Source organism: Corynebacterium pilosum DSM 20521 = CIP 103422, from assembly GCF_000373805.1.
Taxonomy (GTDB): Bacteria; Actinomycetota; Actinomycetes; order Mycobacteriales; family Mycobacteriaceae; genus Corynebacterium; species Corynebacterium pilosum.
Genome location: NZ_KB892472.1, coordinates 1 through 18,920 on the forward strand (window position 1 = coordinate 1; position 18,920 = coordinate 18,920).

13 protein-coding genes, 5 tRNA genes and 1 pseudogene are annotated in these 18,920 nt (G+C 60.0%); 7 read left to right on the forward strand and 12 right to left on the reverse strand.

Going from position 1 to position 18,920, the window contains the following annotated elements:
• Positions 1–956 precede the first annotated feature (956 nt).
• Together murA and ramA are read right to left on the reverse strand one after the other, a co-directional pair.
• Positions 957–2,213, reverse strand: coding sequence for a UDP-N-acetylglucosamine 1-carboxyvinyltransferase (gene murA / locus B097_RS0111735; RefSeq protein WP_018582718.1), 1,257 nt, complete (start codon positions 2,211–2,213; stop codon positions 957–959).
• A 24-nt stretch (positions 2,214–2,237) separates the two neighbouring features.
• Entirely contained in the window at positions 2,238–3,077 is an 840-nt protein-coding gene (ramA, locus tag B097_RS0111740; protein ID WP_018582719.1) for an acetate metabolism transcriptional regulator RamA, read from the reverse strand.
• 357 nt (positions 3,078–3,434) lie between these two features.
• Here ramA and cysK point away from each other — a divergent pair, with 357 nt between their 5' ends.
• Positions 3,435–4,370, forward strand: a complete 936-nt coding sequence (gene cysK / locus B097_RS0111745; RefSeq protein WP_018582720.1) for a cysteine synthase A — start codon at positions 3,435–3,437, stop codon at positions 4,368–4,370.
• Positions 4,371–4,504: 134 nt separating this feature from the next.
• A complete protein-coding gene (gene epsC, locus B097_RS0111750) occupies positions 4,505–5,074 on the forward strand; it encodes a serine O-acetyltransferase EpsC (RefSeq protein ID WP_018582721.1) in 570 nt (189 codons plus the stop codon).
• A gap of 9 nt (positions 5,075–5,083) precedes the next feature.
• Here epsC and B097_RS0111755 read toward each other — a convergent pair whose 3' ends face one another.
• The 5 genes from B097_RS0111755 to B097_RS0111775 all read right to left on the reverse strand — a co-directional run bounded on the left by B097_RS0111755 (position 5,084) and on the right by B097_RS0111775 (position 6,220).
• Positions 5,084–5,377, reverse strand: a complete 294-nt coding sequence (locus tag B097_RS0111755; protein ID WP_018582722.1) for a GNAT family N-acetyltransferase — start codon at positions 5,375–5,377, stop codon at positions 5,084–5,086.
• 141 nt (positions 5,378–5,518) lie between these two features.
• Positions 5,519–5,591: transfer RNA gene (locus tag B097_RS0111760), tRNA-Phe, on the reverse strand.
• 21 nt (positions 5,592–5,612) lie between these two features.
• A tRNA-Asp gene (locus B097_RS0111765) sits at positions 5,613–5,686 on the reverse strand.
• 350 nt (positions 5,687–6,036) lie between these two features.
• Positions 6,037–6,113, reverse strand: a tRNA-Asp gene (locus B097_RS0111770).
• A 34-nt stretch (positions 6,114–6,147) separates the two neighbouring features.
• Positions 6,148–6,220 (reverse strand) — tRNA-Glu (locus tag B097_RS0111775).
• A gap of 143 nt (positions 6,221–6,363) precedes the next feature.
• On the opposite strand from B097_RS0111775, the gene B097_RS0111780 reads away from it, so the two are divergent.
• Positions 6,364–6,714 (forward strand): metal-sensitive transcriptional regulator, encoded by a 351-nt coding sequence (locus B097_RS0111780; protein ID WP_018582723.1) that lies wholly within the window; start codon positions 6,364–6,366, stop codon positions 6,712–6,714.
• Between the two features lie 4 nt (positions 6,715–6,718).
• Here the strand turns inward: B097_RS0111780 and B097_RS0111785 are convergent, their stop codons facing one another.
• The 3 genes from B097_RS0111785 to B097_RS0111795 form a co-directional block, all read right to left on the reverse strand.
• Positions 6,719–6,910: a hypothetical protein gene (locus tag B097_RS0111785; protein ID WP_147287064.1), complete on the reverse strand. Its 192-nt coding sequence runs from the start codon at positions 6,908–6,910 to the stop codon at positions 6,719–6,721.
• Between the two features lie 157 nt (positions 6,911–7,067).
• Positions 7,068–8,060 (reverse strand): bile acid:sodium symporter family protein, encoded by a 993-nt coding sequence (locus B097_RS0111790; RefSeq protein ID WP_018582725.1) that lies wholly within the window; start codon positions 8,058–8,060, stop codon positions 7,068–7,070.
• Positions 8,061–8,398: 338 nt separating this feature from the next.
• Positions 8,399–8,471, reverse strand: a tRNA-Lys gene (locus tag B097_RS0111795).
• 203 nt (positions 8,472–8,674) lie between these two features.
• Here B097_RS0111795 and B097_RS13015 point away from each other — a divergent pair.
• The 4 genes and pseudogenes from B097_RS13015 to cydC all read left to right on the forward strand — a co-directional run bounded on the left by B097_RS13015 (position 8,675) and on the right by cydC (position 14,332).
• Positions 8,675–10,249 (forward strand): annotated as a pseudogene (locus B097_RS13015) (cytochrome ubiquinol oxidase subunit I).
• Positions 10,249–11,253, forward strand: coding sequence for a cytochrome d ubiquinol oxidase subunit II (gene cydB / locus B097_RS0111805; protein ID WP_018582728.1), 1,005 nt, complete (start codon positions 10,249–10,251; stop codon positions 11,251–11,253). Before B097_RS13015 ends, cydB begins: the two are co-directional and overlap by 1 nt.
• A 59-nt stretch (positions 11,254–11,312) precedes the next feature.
• Entirely contained in the window at positions 11,313–12,809 is a 1,497-nt protein-coding gene (locus B097_RS0111810; protein WP_018582729.1) for an ABC transporter ATP-binding protein/permease, read from the forward strand.
• Complete coding sequence (gene cydC / locus B097_RS0111815; RefSeq protein ID WP_018582730.1) at positions 12,806–14,332, forward strand: thiol reductant ABC exporter subunit CydC; 1,527 nt, start codon at positions 12,806–12,808, stop codon at positions 14,330–14,332. Before B097_RS0111810 ends, cydC begins: the two co-directional genes overlap by 4 nt.
• On the opposite strand, the gene B097_RS0111820 is transcribed toward cydC, so the two are convergent.
• Together B097_RS0111820 and B097_RS0111825 are read right to left on the reverse strand one after the other, a co-directional pair.
• Complete coding sequence (locus tag B097_RS0111820; RefSeq protein WP_018582731.1) at positions 14,329–15,084, reverse strand: WecB/TagA/CpsF family glycosyltransferase; 756 nt, start codon at positions 15,082–15,084, stop codon at positions 14,329–14,331. The genes cydC and B097_RS0111820 overlap by 4 nt on opposite strands.
• Positions 15,074–18,478: a fibrinogen-like YCDxxxxGGGW domain-containing protein gene (locus B097_RS0111825; protein WP_018582732.1), complete on the reverse strand. Its 3,405-nt coding sequence runs from the start codon at positions 18,476–18,478 to the stop codon at positions 15,074–15,076. Before B097_RS0111825 ends, B097_RS0111820 begins: the two co-directional genes overlap by 11 nt.
• Positions 18,479–18,920 lie beyond the last annotated feature (442 nt).

Below are 18,920 nucleotides of genomic sequence, written 5' to 3' on the forward strand. Positions count from 1 at the left end.
AGGCCGGCTACCCGTCGACGCCTTGGTAGGCCATTACCCCACCAACAAGCTGATAGGCCGCAAGCTCATCCCATACCGCCCAAAGGCTTTCCAACACAAAGTTGAATATCCGGTATTAGACCCAGTTTCCCAAGCTTATCCCGAAGTACAGGGCAGATAACCCACGTGTTACTCACCCGTTCGCCACTCGAGTACCCTGCAAGCAGGGCCTTTCCGTTCGACTTGCATGTGTTAAGCACGCCGCCAGCGTTCATCCTGAGCCAGGATCAAACTCTCCACAAAAAAAGTTTTTAAGAAAAAACCTCAGGCCGTGAAAAGCCCAAAACCCAACCAAAACAAACAACCAGCACAAACAACACCACAGTGCTGTCTAAATACTTGTTGTCCAAAAAAGAATTACAACAACCAACCCCCACCCGACAGGGAAAAATAAGGGGCCGGTAAAAAGTAAACAACCATAAAAAATTATGATTCATCTACAAATCTGAATGCACATTGAAGTAATGCACACCCATGCTGCACCGAAAAAACAAAACACACCACAACCACGGAAGCCATGGCATGACCGGCACACACCAACAACAACCACTCAAGGCCACTGCAAGTACACAGGCACACACACCAACACACAAACAAAAAAGTACATTGGCACACTATCGAGTTCTCACACAACACTCGCACACCCACACAAGACTGTTAACCTACCGTTAACACTGTGCTAGGCAGCCTGTCCAACCTTACACACCAACCTGACTGAAGTCAAATCAACATGTTTCTAAGGGTTGAAACGAAGAAAATATTTTGTCTGCGGTAGTTTTCCTAACCGCCATCTCACTCTCTCGAGCGGGGCGTTGTCGGTCTCGCTGACCTGATTAAACTTACACACACCCCCAACAAAACACAAAACCCCAGGCAAACAACACAAAATTGCGGCCTGGGGTCGTCGTAAAGCGAGCCTATTCGCTTTCCCGCACAACGTGAGCGCCGAGCGCGTTGAGCCGCTCCACGAAACGTGGGTACCCACGGTCGATGTGATAGACGTCGTGGACGCAGGTCACTCCGTCGGCGACCAAGCCAGCCAAGACCAAACCTGCACCGGCGCGGATATCCGAAGCCCACACATCAGTCGATGAGAGCGTGTCCTTGCCACGCAGCACTACGTGGTGGCCGTCCACGGAGGCGTCGGCACCGAGACGCAGCATCTCGTCGACGAATCGGAAGCGGGACTCGAAGACATTCTCGGTAATGACCGAAACCCCATCCGCGATCGCGGCGATGCCGATGGCCATAGGCTGCAGGTCGGTGGGAAATCCGGGGAATGGCAGGGTCTGGTAGTCAACGGCCTTGGGGCGACGATTCATGCTCACTCGGAAACCGTTGTCATAGGTTTCCACGTCCGCTCCCGCGGTCTTCAGCTTCTCCAGCGCAAGGTGGAGGTGACGCGGCGCTACACCTCCGACAGTGATGTCCCCCTGGGTCATTGCCGCGGCGTAGGCCCAGGTGCCGGCGACGATTCGATCCCCGATAACCGTATGAGTGGTGGGTTCGAGCTTGTCCACGCCCTCGATAGTCAGTGTTGAGGAACCGCCACCAGTGATGCGGGCGCCCATCGAGTTGAGCATGTTGCACAGGTCAATGATCTCGGGTTCACGCGCCGCGTTATCCAGCACGGTTGTCCCCTTCGCCAGCACAGCCGCGGTAAGGATATTCTCGGTCGCCCCCACCGACGGAAAATCAAGCGAGATTTCCGCACCTTCTAGCGAGCTTGCTCGCGCAACGACTGCGCCGTGCTCGATATGGGTTGTCGCCCCAAGCTGCTCCAGCCCGGATTGGTGCATGTCCAGCGGGCGCGAACCAATCGCGTCGCCCCCGGGCAGCGCAACAACTGCTTCCCCGCAGCGTGCGGTCAAAGGCCCAAGCACGCACACCGACGCGCGGAACTGTCGTACCGCATCAAAGTCGGCACGAGGGGACAGCTCAGCCGGCGTGTCGATGGTGACCGTGGTTCCCTCGATATTCACCGAGCAACCCAGCCCCTCCAGGACATCCTTCATTAACGGCACGTCCAGAATTTCCGGGCAGTTGTTCAGCGTTGTCCTGCCCTCGGCCAACAGCGCTGCAGCCATGAGCTTCAACACGCTGTTCTTAGCGCCATCGACGGTCACGGAACCCTGCAGACGGGTTCCACCAGTAACTAGAAAACGATCCTTCACGCTCCCTAGACTACCGAAGGATCCTTAGGGCAGAGCGCCAATGCGACGAGCTGCGTTAACAGCCTCGTAACGCGTATGGGCACCAAGCTTGCGCATCACGCTACGCAGATAAGACTTCACCGTCTCTGCGCCAATGCCCATTTCCTCGGCCGCCTCAACGTTGGTGTGCCCCAGCGCCACGCAGGAGAGAACGTCCAGCTCACGCGCCGACAGTTTCGTGGTCTGCTTCACGCGCACCGGTGAGACCATCTGGTCGCAGAGCTGCTCCAGCTCCTTGCGCAAGGCCTCGTCCTCCACGCGGTTAGCCAGCATGCGCAGTTTCGAGTGGGTGGAGCGCACCTGTTCCCATTCGGCGCCGTTCATGACGCGCCCAGTCTTCCCGCTGGCCTTGCCGCCCTCGGCGCGGCGCAGCGCCGAGTTCACTGCCAAGTCCTGCTCGAGTGTGCGGGCAGTCATCGTGACTTCTTCAATGACCTTGTCCCCGAGGCGCACCGGCGAATGAACGCCGACGTAGAGCACACCCCGGATCTCTCGCTGCACGATAACTGGGACTGCCACGATGGAATGCAGACCTTCGTCCTGGATGGCACGGTCGTGCTCGTGGGAGATTACGTTTGCCCGCGTGTAATCGGATACACCCACGGCACGGCGCGTAGCGACGACGCGCCCGCCGATTCCGACCCCCTGATCAATAATCAGGTTCTGCAGGGCGGGGGTACGCAAACCAATCCACTGTGTGATCTGCAGGCGATTATCCGCCAGCAGGGTGCCATACATGGTTACCGGGATGCCGGTCGCGGTCTTCAAGGACGTGAGAGCTGCACGGATAGCATCATCGTCGTCTTTGATCCGTTGGGAATCCATTAAGTCTCCTGTCGAGTACTACCCCGTACGTGTGTCCCTTAACGGGGGATCACAAGCACGGTTCAATGTCTGCTCTCTAAGCATCATACCCTGAATTGGGGGAGGGAAAAATCGGCATTAATACCTTCTTTACTCCCGCCGCGCCAATCACTTCCCCCTACGCTACCCCCTCAGGCATCACCCCCAGATACCCCCAAAACGAAATGCCCGGCTACCAGCCAAAACCATCAGTCTATGAATGATATACCGCTCTGTCTATGCGGAGGGTGTACAGTTGAATACTAAGCGCCACGCAGTAGAAGCGATGAGCGCAGAAACACTTTCGACAACTCACGTAGTTAAAAGGAGACAAGTTTTATGGCAAAGGTGTACGACAACGTCCTAGAGACCATCGGCAACACCCCGCTGGTAGAGCTCAAGGGAATCACAGAGGGCACCGGCGCTCGCGTGTTGGGTAAGCTCGAGTTCTTCAACCCAGCAAACTCGGTCAAGGACCGCATTGGTAAGGCCATCATCGACGCAGCAGAGGCTTCTGGCGATCTCAAGCCAGGCGGCACCATCGTCGAGGGCACCTCCGGCAACACCGGAATCGCACTGGCACTGGCTGGCGCCGCACGTGGTTACAAGGTCATCCTGACCATGCCAGAGACCATGTCCAATGAGCGCCGCGTCGTACTGCGCGCCTTCGGCGCAGAGATCGTTCTCACCCCAGGCTCCGCCGGCATGCAGGGTGCAGTGGACAAGGCCAATGAGATCGTCGAGTCCACCGAGAACGTGATCCTAGCTTCCCAGTTCGAGAACGAGGCTAACCCGAAGATCCACTACGAGACCACCGGTCCAGAGATCTGGAACGACACCGACGGCAAGGTAGACATCCTCGTCGCTGGTGTGGGTACCGGCGGCACCATCTCCGGTGCGGGCAAGTACCTGAAGGAGCAGAATGCAGACATCAAGGCTGTTGCCGTTGAGCCTGCCGCTTCCCCACTCCTGTCCGAGGGCAAGGCTGGCCCACACAAGATCCAGGGCTTGGGCGCAAACTTCATCCCAGGCACCTACGACCGCAACGTTGTCGACGAGATCCTCACCGTGTCCAACGAGGACGCAGTGTCTACCTCCCGCGAGCTGGCCGTGAAGGACGCAGTCTTGGGCGGCATCTCCGCCGGCGCCAACGTGAAGGCAGCCCTCGAGCTGGCCGCACGCGAAGAGAACAAGGACAAGACGATCGTCGTCATCATTCCTGACTTCGGCGAGCGTTACGTCTCCACCATCCTCTACGAAGACATTCGCGACTAGTAGTTCGCTTTACGACGAACACCCGCCCCGCTCCCTCCCAGCGCAAAGGAGGGGCGGGGCCTTCGTCGTTCAGCGCGAATAAAAAGCGCAACTGTTGAAGATTAAAATGATAGGCGCTGCTAGACTGTGACCTCATGATCAAGCTGTTGAAAATCCTGCGCGAAGACCTCGCCAACGCGAAGCTTCATGACCCAGCCGCGCGAGGCGATCTGGAAAATGCCATCGTGTACTCCGGTCTACACGCCATCTGGCTCCACCGCGCCTGCCACGGACTGTGGAACCGCGGTTTCAAGAGCTTAGCGCGCATCCTGGCGCAGATTAACCGCTGGCTGACTGGCATTGAGATCCACCCTGGCGCCACCATCGGCCGACGATTCTTCATTGACCACGGGATGGGCATAGTCATCGGCGAGACCGCTGAAATCGGCGACGATGTCATGCTCTACCACGGTGTGACCCTGGGCGGACAGGTACTCACCCAGACCAAGCGCCACCCCACACTGAAGGACGGAGTGACAGTGGGCGCCGGGGCGAAGATCCTCGGCCCTGTTGTGATCGGCGAAGGCTCCGCAGTGGGCGCCAATGCTGTGGTGACGAAGGACGTGCCAGCGAACCACATCGCCATCGGGGTGCCGGCGAAGAACCGCCCCCGCAAGAAGGAAGAGAATGAGCCACTGGTCGACCCAGGGCATTACGTCATCTAGCTAGCGCTTCTACTCACCAGCAACGAGGTCTTGATAGGCCTCGTTTTTTGCTAGGAAATGCTCCACGGCGCTGCACGACGTCCGAACCTTCAGCCCAGCCTCCCTGGTGTCGTCGAGCGCCTCCTGGATCAGCGGGATGGAGAGCCTACGGCCCCGGTAAGCGTCATCAACAACGACATAATCGAAATCGCGGACATCGGTGTCTGCATCCCGATACGTGGCGTAGCCCGCCTCACGGCCGTGCACGTTGAGCACGTAGCGGTTCTTCTTGGGCTCATGGATGATCTCTGGATTGCCGGACATGACGGCCTCCTTACAAGGTGCCTCAAAGCAGTGGTCAGAGCGAACGTGGACTGATGTTGCGCCGTACCACCATTATCCCCACTACTCACCTTGCCGAAGGAGAAACCCCCTTACCGGGGGTAAGGGGGTTTCGTCTCATTGTGGCCAGAGCCGGGATCGAACCGGCGACCCCACACTTTTCAGGCGTGTGCTCTACCAACTGAGCTATCTGGCCAGAAACAATTTCTTGCTTCCGCGACCCTGACGGGACTTGAACCCGCGACCTCCGCCGTGACAGGGCGGCGCGCTAACCAACTGCGCCACAGGGCCTTATAAAATTTTCGCACCTCACGAAGTTCTCACTAAGTCGGTGAGCCTGTCGTGCGCACGAGTTAATACCTTACACATGGGTGACTGATTCGGACAAATCGCCAGGTAAGCGGCCTTTTCTTCGTTTCTGATGACGCGCCCGGATTACCACCGCCAAGCCTCCGTCGGCCCCACCGCCTATCCCCGCCGCAAACCGCTGGACCTCAACTGTTGAAACAGGGAGGTTTCGAGGCTACGGGCCGCTAAAAGGCCCCTGTTCCAACAGTTCAGCTTCGACAGTTTGCCTCTGAACTCCCATACGAAAAGCAGGAAGCCCGGCTCATTTTCTGAACCGGGCTTCCTGCTTTTCATGGCGACCCTGACGGGACTTGAACCCGCGACCTCCGCCGTGACAGGGCGGCGCGCTAACCAACTGCGCCACAGGGCCATATCCATTTAAAAAGAACCACGGGGGTTCTTCGTACTCCCAACGGGATTCGAACCCGTGTTGCCGCCGTGAAAGGGCGGAGTCCTAGGCCTCTAGACGATGGGAGCTAGAACGTGCGCATGCATTTCTGTATGCGACTTGATTAAAGGTATCCGATACCCACAGACTTTTGCAAAACGGCAGGTAGTTGGCAACGTTTCGCCACACCCGCAAGTCTTCAGAATACCCCCACGGCGTATAGAATGAAGTCATGACTAAATCACTCCAGCCAGACCCCGCCGCGCAACAGCCCGCCGAACTAGACACGTGTTGCGGTGGCCAGCACGGCTACAGCGCCGACCGCGCACGCTACCTGACGCGCTTGAAGCGCATTGAAGGTCAGGTCCGGGGCATTCAGCGGATGATTAGTGAAGATCAATACTGCATCGATATTTTGACGCAAATATCTGCCATCGATTCCGCTTTAGAGAATGTCGGCCTAGCCTTGCTAGAAGATCATTTACACCATTGCGTTGCCGGCGCCGTGGCCGATGGTGGTGAGCTTGCCGACGACAAGGTCACCGAAGCCATGGCGGCTGTCCGGCGCATGGTGAAGTCTTAGCCACTTAGGCGGCTGCGGCTTCGTCGCGAAGCTCTGCTGCAACTTCCGCCGCCTTACGATTGATGCGGCTTTCCTTTGCCATCGCCTTGCCACGCTTCGTAGCTTCGCGAAGCTCTTTTTCACGTTCAGCCTTGGTGGTCTTCACGGTCTTCGACGAGTAATCGCTAAAGCCATCGCAGTTGTAGTGTGCGTGCATCCGCAGGCTCCACAGGAGGCTGTCCACCTCTTCTGGCTCCGAAGTTGCAATCCACTTTTCTACCGCGCGGACATTGAACAAGAATTATCGCCCTCTCTGTACAGTTATTTCGATTCCAAGGTTCAGCCTATCAAATAATTCGTTTAATTGCAAGGGCCTATTTTTCGCTTATCGACGAACGCCCGGCCTCTGCGCTCTCCCGTAATGGAATCCTTCGCATCACGGCAGCAAAAATCGCACCGGTAATGTTGTGCAGGACGGCAGCGACCGCACCAGGCAGAGCCGCCTCTGGCGAGAAGAACTTCGCGGACATCCCTGATGCGAGCCCTGCAGACTGCGTCCCGATCTCCGTCGACATCGTCCGCACCTGAGAATCTGGGAACCGCGCCAGCCGTCCAGCCACCCAGCCCAGCACGTAGCCGAACACGTTGTGCAGCAACACAGCCAGGAAGGCAATGAACCCCACTTGCACCAAACGGTCAACATTGGCAGCGACCGTCGGGAAGACCACCCCGCCGATACCCACGATCGAAATCCACGGCAACACCGGGGAGATCTTCTCCACGAACCCATCGAAGAAATAGCGGATGATCAGGCCCCCGATTACCGGCAGCAGCACTGTTTGCGCCAGCGACCACGCCATCCCCGCCGCGTCCACCTCGGTGGTCTGACCGGCCAGCCACAGCATGAGCAGCGGTGTCATGATCGGCGAGACCAGCGTCGAAACAGAGGTCATCGCCACCGACAGCGCCACATCGCCCTTGGCCAAGTACGCGATCACATTCGACGAGGTACCGCCCGGCACCGAACCCAACATCAGTAACCCGAGGGTCAGCATCTCATTCAGGCCGAGCAGCTTGGCCACCGCCACAGCCAGCAGAGGCATGATGACAAACTGTGCGACAACGCCGACGAATACAGGCCAAGGGCGCCGGGCAATCTCCTTGAAATCCGGAATGGTCAAGGTCAGCCCCATGGCGAACATGATGATCATCAGGAAGTAGGTGATGTAGTTCGCCAGTGGCAAAAACGGCGCCGGGAAGAAGAAGGCAAGGATTGCGCCGGCCAGAATAAACAGAGGGAAGCCTGTTACGGCGATCGCCGCCGATCGGTCTTCCCGCGCCTGCGCTTGGTCCACGGAGATGGACATTCACGTCTCCTTAATATGTGAATCTCAATTTGGTTGCAACAGCCTGCAGGTGGGGCCCGATGATAAGCACGTCCTTGGGTGTGGACGATGGATTAACTATAGGACAGGGTGCGCCGAACCCTTTAGTCCGCTTCCACGGCCAAACTGACGAAGCTCAACTGTTGGTACAGGGGCGATTCAGGGTCGCGAGCCGACAAAACGTCCCTGTTCCAACATTTCAGTTCCAGCAGTGTGCGCTGAGTTCGGTGATGGGTCGGTGATGGGTCCGGGATCGGACCGCTGATGAGGGCAAAAAGAAAACCGCCGGCCACGACTGACCAGCGGTTTTCTGCGATTTGTGGGCCCTGCGGGGATCGAACCCGCGACCTGCGGATTAAAAGTCCGTAGCTCTGCCAACTGAGCTAAAGGCCCAACGGAAAATATGTTAGCGCGCGGGATCCCAATCCGCGAAATCGGTACCGGTTGACCCCTTTATAGGTCATCCTTTACCGCCGGGAACCTTTTCACGGCTATTTCCGACTAAATATACGAATGGAGCATTTTTATTCTTCTCGGCGGCTACTGCACCAGACTGCCGCCTGAGACAGCTTTCGTTTTTAGGGAGTTTTAATCCAATGGAACTCGACTTAGTCGATATTTCCAGATGGCAGTTCGGTATCACCACGGTGTACCACTACATCTTTGTTCCGCTGACTATCGGGCTTGCTCCGATGGTGGCGATCATGCAGACCATTTGGCATCGCACGGGCAAGGAGGCGTGGTACCGTGCGACCCGATTCTTCGGCAATCTTTTCCTGATTAACTTCGCCACCGGCGTTGTAACGGGCATTGTGCAGGAGTTCCAGTTCGGTATGAACTGGTCGGAGTATTCCAGTTTCGTCGGCGACGTCTTCGGCGCCCCGCTTGCCTTCGAGGGGCTTGCCGCATTCTTCTTCGAATCGATTTTCCTCGGCGTGTGGATCTTCGGCTGGGGTCGCGTCCCGCGGTGGGCGCACCTAGCATCGATTTGGATCGTCTCTGTAGCCGTCCACTTGTCCGCGTACTTCATTATCGTGGCGAACTCCTTCATGCAGCACCCGGTTGGTGCGGTGTACAACCCGGAGACGGACCGCGCTGAGCTGGTCGATTTCTTTGCTCTTCTGACCAACCCGACCGCTCTGCAGGGCTTTCCGCACGCGGTGTTTGCGTCGTGGTTCTTGGCCGGCACCTTCGTGTGCGGCATCGCAGGCTGGTGGATGATTCGCGAGAAGCGCAAGGGTGACCCTTCGGGGCACGCGGCGACGATTTGGCGTGACTGCACCCGCTTCGGCTCCTGGGTCATCTTGATTGGCGCCGCCGGTATTGCTCTGACAGGTGACTTCCTGGCCAAGCTGATGTTTGAGCAGCAGCCAATGAAGATGGCGTCCGCGGAGGCCTTGTGCCATACGGAAATGGATCCGCACTTCTCCGTCTTGTCGATTTCGACGATGAACGACTGTGAATCCGCGGTTCAGCTGATTGGCGTGCCGTTCGTGCTTCCTTTCTTGGCTCAGGGCAAGTTCAGCGGCGTGGAGCTCCAGGGTGTCTTGGAGCTGCAAGCGCAGTAAGAGGCCCTCTACGGCCCAGGCAACTACACCCCGAACCTGTTTGTCACCTACTGGGCGTTCCGCCTGATGATCGGTTTCATGGTGATCCCGCTGATCATGGCTGTGGTCGCTCTCTGGGTGACGCGCAAGAACCGCGTCCCCGGCCAGAAGTGGATGGGCACCCTGGCTCTGTGGGCACTGCCTGCACCGTGGCTGTCTAACTTCGCTGGTTGGATCTTCACCGAGATGGGCCGCCAGCCATGGATCGTCCACCCGAACCCCGAGTACCAGGGCGTGGATTCGCCGGGCGGGCAGCAGCACATCCACATGATTGTGGATTATGGCGTGTCTGATCACGCGACGTGGCAGGTCTGGCTCTCGCTGATTTCCTTTACCGTGTTGTACGGCATTTTGGCCGTCATCTGGTTCTACTTGATGCGGATGTACGTCCGCAAGGGCATGGATCAGCCAGGTTTGGCGGAGGGCGATGTGGATAACCTCGCCGAGGTCACCTACGGCCCGGATGAGGATTCGGAGTTGACTCCGCTGTCGTTTAGCTCTTCGCTTGACGACGATCGCCCGTCTGGTTCTGGAAGTACCAGCGTGAAGGAAGGCGACAAGTAATGGATCTTAATTCAATCTGGTTCCTTGTTATTGCCTTCTTTTTCATCGGTTATTTCATTCTTGAAGGTTTCGACTTTGGTGTCGGAATGCTTCTTCCCTTCGTCGGCGGTGAGACGGAAGAGGAGAACGATCGTCGTCGTACCGCGCAGATCACCACGATCGGCCCGGTGTGGGACGGCAACGAGGTGTGGCTGATCACCGGCGGTGCCGCGATTTTCGCAGCGTTCCCGGAGTGGTACTCCACCCTATTTTCGGGCTTCTACCTGCCGCTGCTCCTGATTTTGCTGTCGCTGATTATGCGCGGTGTGGGTATTGAGTGGCGCGTGAAGATCGATACCATCGCGTGGCGCAAGAAGTGCGATATCGCCACCATCATTGGCTCTTACCTGCCGGCGTTCCTGTGGGGTGTTGCGTTTACGAACATCGTGGCGGGCGTACCGCTGAATGAGAACGGCCGCCTGAACTCTTTCACTGACGGCTTCATCGGCCTGCTCAACCCGCAGGGTCTGCTGGGTGGGCTGGCGTTCATGCTGGTATTTGCGCTGCACGGCGCGCTCTTCGTCGGTTTCAAGGCGGAGGAGCCTCTGCGCAGTCGCATGCACGGCATCGCGTTGAAGGCCTTGGCGCTGCCCACAGTGATCGTGGCCGCGGGCTACCTGCTGTGGATGCAGCTGGATTATGGCAAGGACTGGACGTGGATCGCGCTGATTGTCGGCGCTGTCGCGTTGGTGGCAGCGATCGTCGTGACGCGTGCTGGCCGTGACGGCTGGGCATTCGCGCTGACCTGCCTGACTGTGCTCGGGGTGGGCGTGTTGCTCTTCGGTTCCCTGTTTCCGGATGTGTTGCCGTCGACAAGCCAGTTCCCTGGTTGGGATATCTACTCGGCGTCCTCGAGCCCCTACACCTTGAAGGTGATGTCCTGGGCTGCGATCGTCTTCGTCCCGTTGGTCCTGATCGGCCAGGGCTGGGCATACTGGTCCTTCCGGAAGCGGGTGACTGTCTAACTTTGGCTTCACCGGTTGATCCCCGACTGATCCAACTCGTTCCGCCCGTGCGTCGCCTGATGCTTCGCACGGGCGTTGCCCAAGGTTTAACTACTGCGCTGGTCATTGCCCGTGGCGTGCTCATCGGCTGGATGGCCGCCTCGGCGGTGACTGGGCGCGAGGCCAACTATGCGGCCCTTGCCGTGGCCCTAGCTGCGGTCGTGCTTGCCCACGGTGCGGTGGCGTGGTGGGCCAAGCGCGCCTCGCAGGAAGCGGTGGGCGATACCGTTGATGTGATGCGCGAGAAGGGCCTGCGTGCGCTGTCCCGGCGCGATCCGCGTGAGGTGCAGGAGCATGCGGGCCGGTGGCGCCACGTTTTCACCCAAGGGCTGGAGGATTTCCGCCCGTACCTCACGGACTTTTTGCCTTCGCTGATCGCTTTGGTGATCGCAACTCCTGCAGCGCTGATTACGATTTTCGTGTTCGACTGGGTCTCTGGCCTGTTTGCGCTAATCACCTTGCCCTTGATCCCTGCGTTTATGATTCTGATCGGTAAGCTCACGGCCGCGCACACGGAGCGCCGCCTGCGCGTGACTTCCGGGTTGGGCCAGCAGTTGGCTGACTTGCTGGCGGGTGCGCCGACTCTGCGCGCGATGCACGCTACCAAGCAGCCGGGTCGCCAGATCCGGACGACGGGGCGCCGCCACGAGAAGGCCACGATGGGTGTGCTGCGGCTGGCGTTCTTGTCGTCTTTTGCGCTGGAGTTTCTGGCCACGTTGTCGGTGGCGTTGGTGGCGGTGAGCATCGGTCTGCGGCTGGTGTATGGCGAGATGGACCTGCTGGCGGGCTTGATCGTGCTGATCATCGTGCCGGAGGTGTTCAATCCGGTGCGCCAGGTGGGCACGAACTACCACGCCGCCGTCGATGGCCTTGAGGCCGCCGAGCAGCTCCTCGAAGTCATCGACGCGGAGCCCGCGGTGTCCGGGTCCTATCGCACGCTTTCTGACGCTGCGGGCCTGCGCGCCACGGATTTGACCGTGCAGGGCCGCGATGGTGCTCGCCCTTCCGGGTTGTCCTTTGCGGCTCGCCCCGGGCAGGTCACCGTGCTTGCCGGTCCGAATGGTTCGGGCAAGTCCACCGTGTTTCTTGCCGCTTTGGGTGTGCTGCCCGACGAGAACGTGGAGGGATCGATCACCGTGGACCCAGATTTGACCTACCTTCCGGCCCGTCCGGCGACGGTACCGGGCACGGTGGAAGACAACCTCGTGCTGCTGGGCTCGTCGACAAGCGAGCACGCACGCAACGCAGTGGGCCTAGACCTGCCGGCTGAGCATGCGGTGGGACCGCGCGGCGAAGGGGTTTCGGCAGGTCAGCTGCAGCGCATCGGGTTGAGTCGTACGCTGGCTCATCCAGCGCGCCTGGTGCTTCTCGACGAGCCGACCGCCCACCTCTCTCCCGACCTTGTGCCGGTGGTGCTCGAGGCGCTGCGGGCGCGTGCCGACGAGGGCTCTGCCGTGGTGGTGGCCAGCCACGATCATCGGGTGCGTGAGATGGCAGATGAGGTGGTGTGGCTATGAGTGATGTGCGTTATCTTTTGCGACTGGCCGGGGTGCGCCGGCGCGATATTGCGCTGAGTGTGCTGGCGGGATCCATCACGCTGCTGGCGGCGCTGACGCTGACGGTACTGTCGGGTTGGTTGATCACGCGGTCCTGGCAGATGCCGCCGGTGCTGCACCTGTCGGTGGCGATTACCGCGGTGCGTGCGCTGGGTATTTCGCGCGCGGTGTTCCGCTATATCGATAGGTTGGTGTCCCACAAGCTGGGCCTGAGCGCCCTGACCACGTTGCGGGCGCGGGTCTATGACGCGATGGCGTCGACGTCGCGGCCGGTGGGTCGTGGTGAGGGGCACGTCCGCCTGGTCACCGATACGGAGCGAGTGACGGATTTCATCGTGCGCACCGTGGTGCCGACAGGAGTGGCGATCGTCCTGTCCGTCGTGGCCATCGCGTTTACAGCCTGGTTGCATCCGCTGGCGGCCGTGGTTATGGCTGTAGCCATGGCGTGTACCGGGCTGCTCATCCCGTGGCTGGCCGTGCGCGTCAACGCGCGGCGCACCCACATCGACGCGGCCGATGATTTCCACGTCCGCCTCGATGCTGTGCTGGAGCACCGGGTGGAATACCAGGCCGCCGGCCGTGCCGACGACCAGCTCACCGCCGCCGTTGACGCGTCGCGTCGCGCGAGTGCAGAGACCGTAAAGGCACAGCGCCCGGAGGCCCTTGCCGAAGGGATCCAGGCCTGGGCCACAGGCTTTGCAGCACTGCTTGTCACCATCATCGCCGTGGCGTTCTACCCCGGTGAGCCCGTGTGGCTGGGCATGCTGGTGATGATTCCCCTGGCAGCTTTTGAGGCCCACGGTCCCCTGGCCACTGCTGCGATCCACGGCTCTGAGGCAGCGGTGGCAGCACGGAGGTTGAAGGCCCTCGTCGATAAGCCTGCGCCGGCCCAGCCCGAGCGTGACGACACCGCCGCGGTCGATGCGCGCGGACTGCACACCGTGTACGGGGACACCGTGTGGGACTTCTCCCTGGCACCCGGCGAGCGCATGCTGGTGCGCGGGCCCTCCGGCTGCGGCAAGACCACGATGTTGGAAACCGTGGCAGGGTTGTTGCCCGCAGCTGCAGGCGAGGTAACCCGGCCGGCCGGGGCGCGCTTCTTCGCCGAAGACGGGTGGGTTTTCTCCACGACGGTGCGCGAAAACCTGCACGTCGCTGCGCCTGAGGCTTCCGACGAGTTGATGGCCGAGGTGCTCGACGCGGTCGGATTCGAGTTCGGCCTGGATTTCGTGCTTGCCGACGGCGCCGAGTCTCTCTCCTCTGGTCAACGCCGCCGCCTGCTGCTAGCTCGTGCGCTGTGTAGCGACGCAGAGGTACTGCTTCTCGACGAGCCGACGGAGCACCTCTCCCCCGATGCTGCCGAGGAGCTACTCCACATGGTGCTGCATGAACCACTGCCGGGTGCTCTGCCTGAGCGCACCGTCATCGCGGTGGCGCATACCGACGGGCCCGTGGGCGTGGAGGTCTTCGAGCCTGTGGTTTAGCGCACCGCCGGCTCGCTCGGCGCCTTCGCCAAACCGGTGCGGGTAGCCCCGTGTGGCAGACCGCGCAGGCGCTGGAGATAGGAACGGTGGTTGAAGAGGAACCCTAGTGCGTCAAGCGTGTAGCGGCGGATCAGCCGGCGCGGTTCGTGAGCGATGCGCCACGCCCAGCCCAACCGCAGCCGGTGAATCCAGGGCGGGAAGTACTGCTCTTTCGACGCGAACTGGTCAATCCAGCCCCCTGCCGTACAGATGGTGGCCTGGGGAAACTGCTCACTTAGCTCCACCGCAACCTCGTCCTGAAGCCCTGCCCCGAGGCCAAGCACGATGACCGCGGGGTCGAATTCAGCAAGTTCGGCCGGGTCGTCGCGCAGCGCACGCAGCTGCTCGTAACCATCGAAACTGCGCACCTTGTGCCCGTAGACCCGTTCCACCTTCGCGGCGCAGGTGTGTGCGACACCAGACTCTGCTCCGATGAGTGCAACCCTGCTTCCGGGGGCCAAGACGCTACCAAAAGACACCGGCAGCACGAGGTCTGCGGACGTGCGTGACAACGGAAACCCGGAGGAGCGCAGCGTCATCTGCAACAACGTCCCGTCGACTCCGATGACGTCAACATTTTCCAATGCTGCCCAGTTGGCGCGGCCGATAGACCAATGATTGAGCCAGGTGACCACCGTGCCCGGCTGATTCATCCGCAGCGCGACTGCCTCAATGGCCGGATCCACCGCCGCGTCGTCGAGATTATGCCTCATTCGGAATCACCTGGGCCTGAAGGTCGAAGGACGCGGACGGGGTGGAGCGGTAATTGATGTGCGTCGACACTGCCAACCGGTTGCTCCCATCGTTTAAAGCTGAGGCCGGGATATCGACCACCAGCAGATCGCTTAGAGCACCGGCAGCGTTGATAGCCGAGTTGGCGTAGCTGTTGTGGAAGACAGGCCCCTCATCGATCCGCTTGCGGCCCAGTTCCTCACCGTTGAGATACAGCACAGCGCCATCGTCGGCACGCAGTGTGATCCGCACGGTGGCGTTCTCGTCGTCAGGCAGCTGCGCTGCATCAACGTCAAAATCACGCACAAAATACCTGACGATCGGGCGGCTGGCCGCTGGCTCAGTCAGTTCCGTTGCCAAGTCCTGGTGGCCCCACCCCACGGGTGCGGTGACGCTGCGCCACTCATCGAGTGGTTCTTCGGTGGTCCAATGCTCGCTCGGTGCCTCGGGGTGGGACCACATCGCCCACTGCTCCCCGAGCTCGACCAGATCCGTTGGGGTTGGTGGGGGCTGCGGGGCCTCGCCAAAGTCAGTGACGGCCAACGTGGCGTCGAAGGTCAACGAAGGACTCGACCGGTAATTCAGGTGTGATTCCACAGCGACGGTGTTTGTACCGGGCCGCAGCAGGTAGGAAGGGATAGCCACGACCTCTCGGTTGTGCGCCGCTTGAGACGCAGAGATTGCCTGGTTGGCATAGGTCATCGCGGTCACCGGACCATCGGACATGCGAGCACGATGAACCTCCTGGCCGTTGACATAGACGACGGCCCCGTCATCGGCGATATAGCTCAAGCTCACTTCGGCGAATTGGGTGGGGTCGGGCACCTCAAACTGGTGGGCAAACCATGCGACGCGTGGTCGCGTGGCCGGCGCGGGAGGAGCAAATTCTGTGGCCACGTCGGCACTGCCATAGCCCAGAGGTGCGGCACCGCGCTGCCACGTGCTGTAATCGGCCTCCGGCTGAGTCCAGTTCTCGTCTGGGACGCCTGCGTTATAGGAGTAGAACCACTGCGCGCCGTTCGGGATAAGGACGGCGGATTCGACCACAGGCTCCGTACCCACGCCAACATCCAGCACCGGGGTCGAAGCGGAGCGATTGCCCGACGCATCAACCGCGCGGATGAAGAAACGGTTTTCGCCACCAAGCGGTGCGGTCATCACCGTCTCCTTAGTGGTTGCAATCACGCGGTCATCCCGCAGGATTTCATAATGATCAGCATCTCCGACGCTGTTCCACCCCAAGACCGCACCTTCCTGTGTCACGCCCTGGGCGCTAGCGCCTGCAGGTGTGCCGGGGGCGACCGCATCTCTTGGCGGGTATTTCACAAAGCCACCGTTCCATTGCGCCCTGGTTTGAGAGGTGCGAGAGCCGGTGAAGTCGCCGCCTGCCCACAACGCACCATCGGAGTCGAGGAAGAGCGCCCACGCACCCGCATTCTTCGAGTTGAGCATGTAAGGGCTGAATTCGCCGAGCTGCTCGCCGGTCTGCGAATCCCACGCACCGAAGGCCTGGATATTGTCCACTCGCCTCCAGTCAGAATTCATCGCAGGCCACGTATAGGCCCCTTCGTAGGTGCTGTCGAAACAGTGGCACCCGGCATAGGTGATGTCGCCGTTACCCGCAATTGCCTGGAAGTCACCGCCATTACGCCTGGTGACGGAACCGGAGCGACGCTCCAAAGTAGCGCTGTCGTATCCGAAGAGGGCGTGCTGTGACCCGCCGAAGAAGATCAGTCCCCCGTTGTCCTCAACTGCCTGCTGGAAGTTGTTGGAGTCCTTGTCAGAGCCGACAAACTGCCAGTTCGGATCAACTGGTGCGGCCCCAGGAGCGGTGGACAGGATCGCCGCCTTGTGCGTGGGGTGTTTGATGCTTTGGGTGAAGTATCCGCCGGCGTAAAAGCGTTGGCCGTCGTCGGACGTATCGATGTCGATCACGGAACCGTTGAACTCCGGATTCCAGCTGCGATCCGGAATGCCCGAGTGGCTCACGCGCGCCGCAGATCGCGCATATACCCAGTTCTGGTTGCCATCTTGCAGGTGAGTGAATGCGCCGCCGATGTAGACGAATTCGTCGGTAAGCGAGAAGCTGCGTACAGAGATGATGCCGTTAGACAGCCGTGAGGTGATCTCGAGCGACCAGGATTCGTCGACAGTCCCTGTGACGGGATCAAGAAGGACCGTTCCGACGCGTGGTTTCCCATTGACGGTTGTGAACTCACCGCCGACCAAGAGCTTTCCGTTGGGCATCGCCAACAGGGCCTTCACCTGGTCGTCGAGCTTTACATTGAATTCATGGCGGAGCTCGCCGGTGACCATATCGAAGGCAGCCAGGCCTGTCCTTCGCACATCACTACGTGTGGACCGTTGCGTGGCGTGCGTGAAGTTGCCTCCGACGAAAATTGTGTCGCCGATTTGAGCGAACGCCTGAGCCGGCGAGTTCCCCTCCGCGGTGCGCCCGTTGAGGTTGCCGGTGACGCCCCAATCGGTCGGCGCCGAATAATTTGAGACCAGTGCTCGCTGCTCTTGGACCTGCGTGCCTGTATCGGGAACGGCACGGAACCCGGCATCGTCGTTAGCAATCTGCGGACGCAGGTACACCTCTGAATAAGGCAGCGCGGACCTGCCGTTCGCGCTCCAGAGATAGTTCGTGGGGCTGGTGTTTCCTCGGACGGAGTAGCCGAACCCAAAACCACCCTTATAATTGCGGGCTGGGCTCATGAGTAGATCGATCGCACCCGTGCCGTTGTTCCGGCCGAAGGCCCGGTCCATCACTCCGGTTGCGCGCCACCCGGAGTTGTTGATTCGGAAGCGGCCGGTCTCCTCGGTGGGGAGGGCCCACGTCCACTCCCCCATGCGATCAGGAATGATGTCGACGTTTTGCCATGGGGCACCGCTGGTACGGGTGGCACGGACGACACGGAAGCCCTCGGGAAGCGATCGGACCTCACGTCTGGACAACAAACCATTAATGGTGTCCTCGGGCAACTGGACAGGAGCGAAATCCTCGGTGGTGCGGTCGCGGCTGGTGAGGCTTGCTGGGTCTCCCTGGCCCTGTGGGTAGGTGTCCCACCCTTCGCGCCCGCGGCCGATCATGACCCAGCCGCCACCGTCCATGGTTTGATCACAGAAGAACTCTTGAGGAGCATCCATGTCTGGAGCTAAAAGCCAGTAGCGGCCGTCTTGACTGCGCGGGTTTTCCTGCTTGATCGCCCAGCATGAGGCGGCTGCGCGTTCTGGCGAGGATCCGTCCCGCGTTATCGTCGGCACGCCTTCTTGGGCCACCGCGCGCGTGTGCCCGCTGTTCGGGACTGTGACCACTCCCAGGGCAATCATGATGCTCGTGGCAAGAGCAAGACCAACGCTGTGTAACTTCACAAAACCGCCTTTATGGGTCATTCACGGCTACGGGCAAGGAAAAGACAGACCGAACAAAGATAAGAAATACAGGTCAATCTCGAGCAATAATCATAGCGTATTCTCAGCCTTTTTCTTATATTAAGCAAGGGGAAATCGCAGGTAAATGTCTTTACAACTTGCGTATATCGGGGTAGTGAACGCGCACTACGTTCGAGTTAGTTGCACCGGAGGGGTTCCGAAGATTGATTGCACCGCCCCCGATCGGGGCAGGGATGTTTATTCCGCCCCCTCATATCCCCCAGGAAGGAAAGAACTAGTCGCCGGCCTCGGTTTGGCTCTTTCTCGCCCTGCCTGAAAAAGAACCGGAGTGATGCCGCCGCAGGCAGCGACATACTCCAACTGCTAATACGCACCTGATCCAAACCGACGTTGGTGTGAAATCTCAAAGAGTGCGAGGAAT

Excerpts from the sequence above, each read along its gene's own strand:
- ramA (WP_018582719.1), bottom strand. The coding sequence starts at position 3,077 with ATGGATTCCCAACGGATCAAAGACGACGATGATGCTATCCGTGCAGCT.
- cysK (WP_018582720.1), top strand. The coding sequence starts at position 3,435 with ATGGCAAAGGTGTACGACAACGTCCTAGAGACCATCGGCAACACCCCG.
- epsC (WP_018582721.1), top strand. The coding sequence starts at position 4,505 with ATGATCAAGCTGTTGAAAATCCTGCGCGAAGACCTCGCCAACGCGAAG.
- B097_RS0111755 (WP_018582722.1), bottom strand. The coding sequence starts at position 5,377 with ATGTCCGGCAATCCAGAGATCATCCATGAGCCCAAGAAGAACCGCTAC.
- B097_RS0111780 (WP_018582723.1), top strand. The coding sequence starts at position 6,364 with ATGACTAAATCACTCCAGCCAGACCCCGCCGCGCAACAGCCCGCCGAA.
- B097_RS0111785 (WP_147287064.1), bottom strand. The coding sequence starts at position 6,910 with ATGCACGCACACTACAACTGCGATGGCTTTAGCGATTACTCGTCGAAG.
- B097_RS0111790 (WP_018582725.1), bottom strand. The coding sequence starts at position 8,060 with ATGTCCATCTCCGTGGACCAAGCGCAGGCGCGGGAAGACCGATCGGCG.
- cydB (WP_018582728.1), top strand. The coding sequence starts at position 10,249 with ATGGATCTTAATTCAATCTGGTTCCTTGTTATTGCCTTCTTTTTCATC.
- B097_RS0111810 (WP_018582729.1), top strand. The coding sequence starts at position 11,313 with ATGCTTCGCACGGGCGTTGCCCAAGGTTTAACTACTGCGCTGGTCATT.
- cydC (WP_018582730.1), top strand. The coding sequence starts at position 12,806 with ATGAGTGATGTGCGTTATCTTTTGCGACTGGCCGGGGTGCGCCGGCGC.
- B097_RS0111820 (WP_018582731.1), bottom strand. The coding sequence starts at position 15,084 with ATGAGGCATAATCTCGACGACGCGGCGGTGGATCCGGCCATTGAGGCA.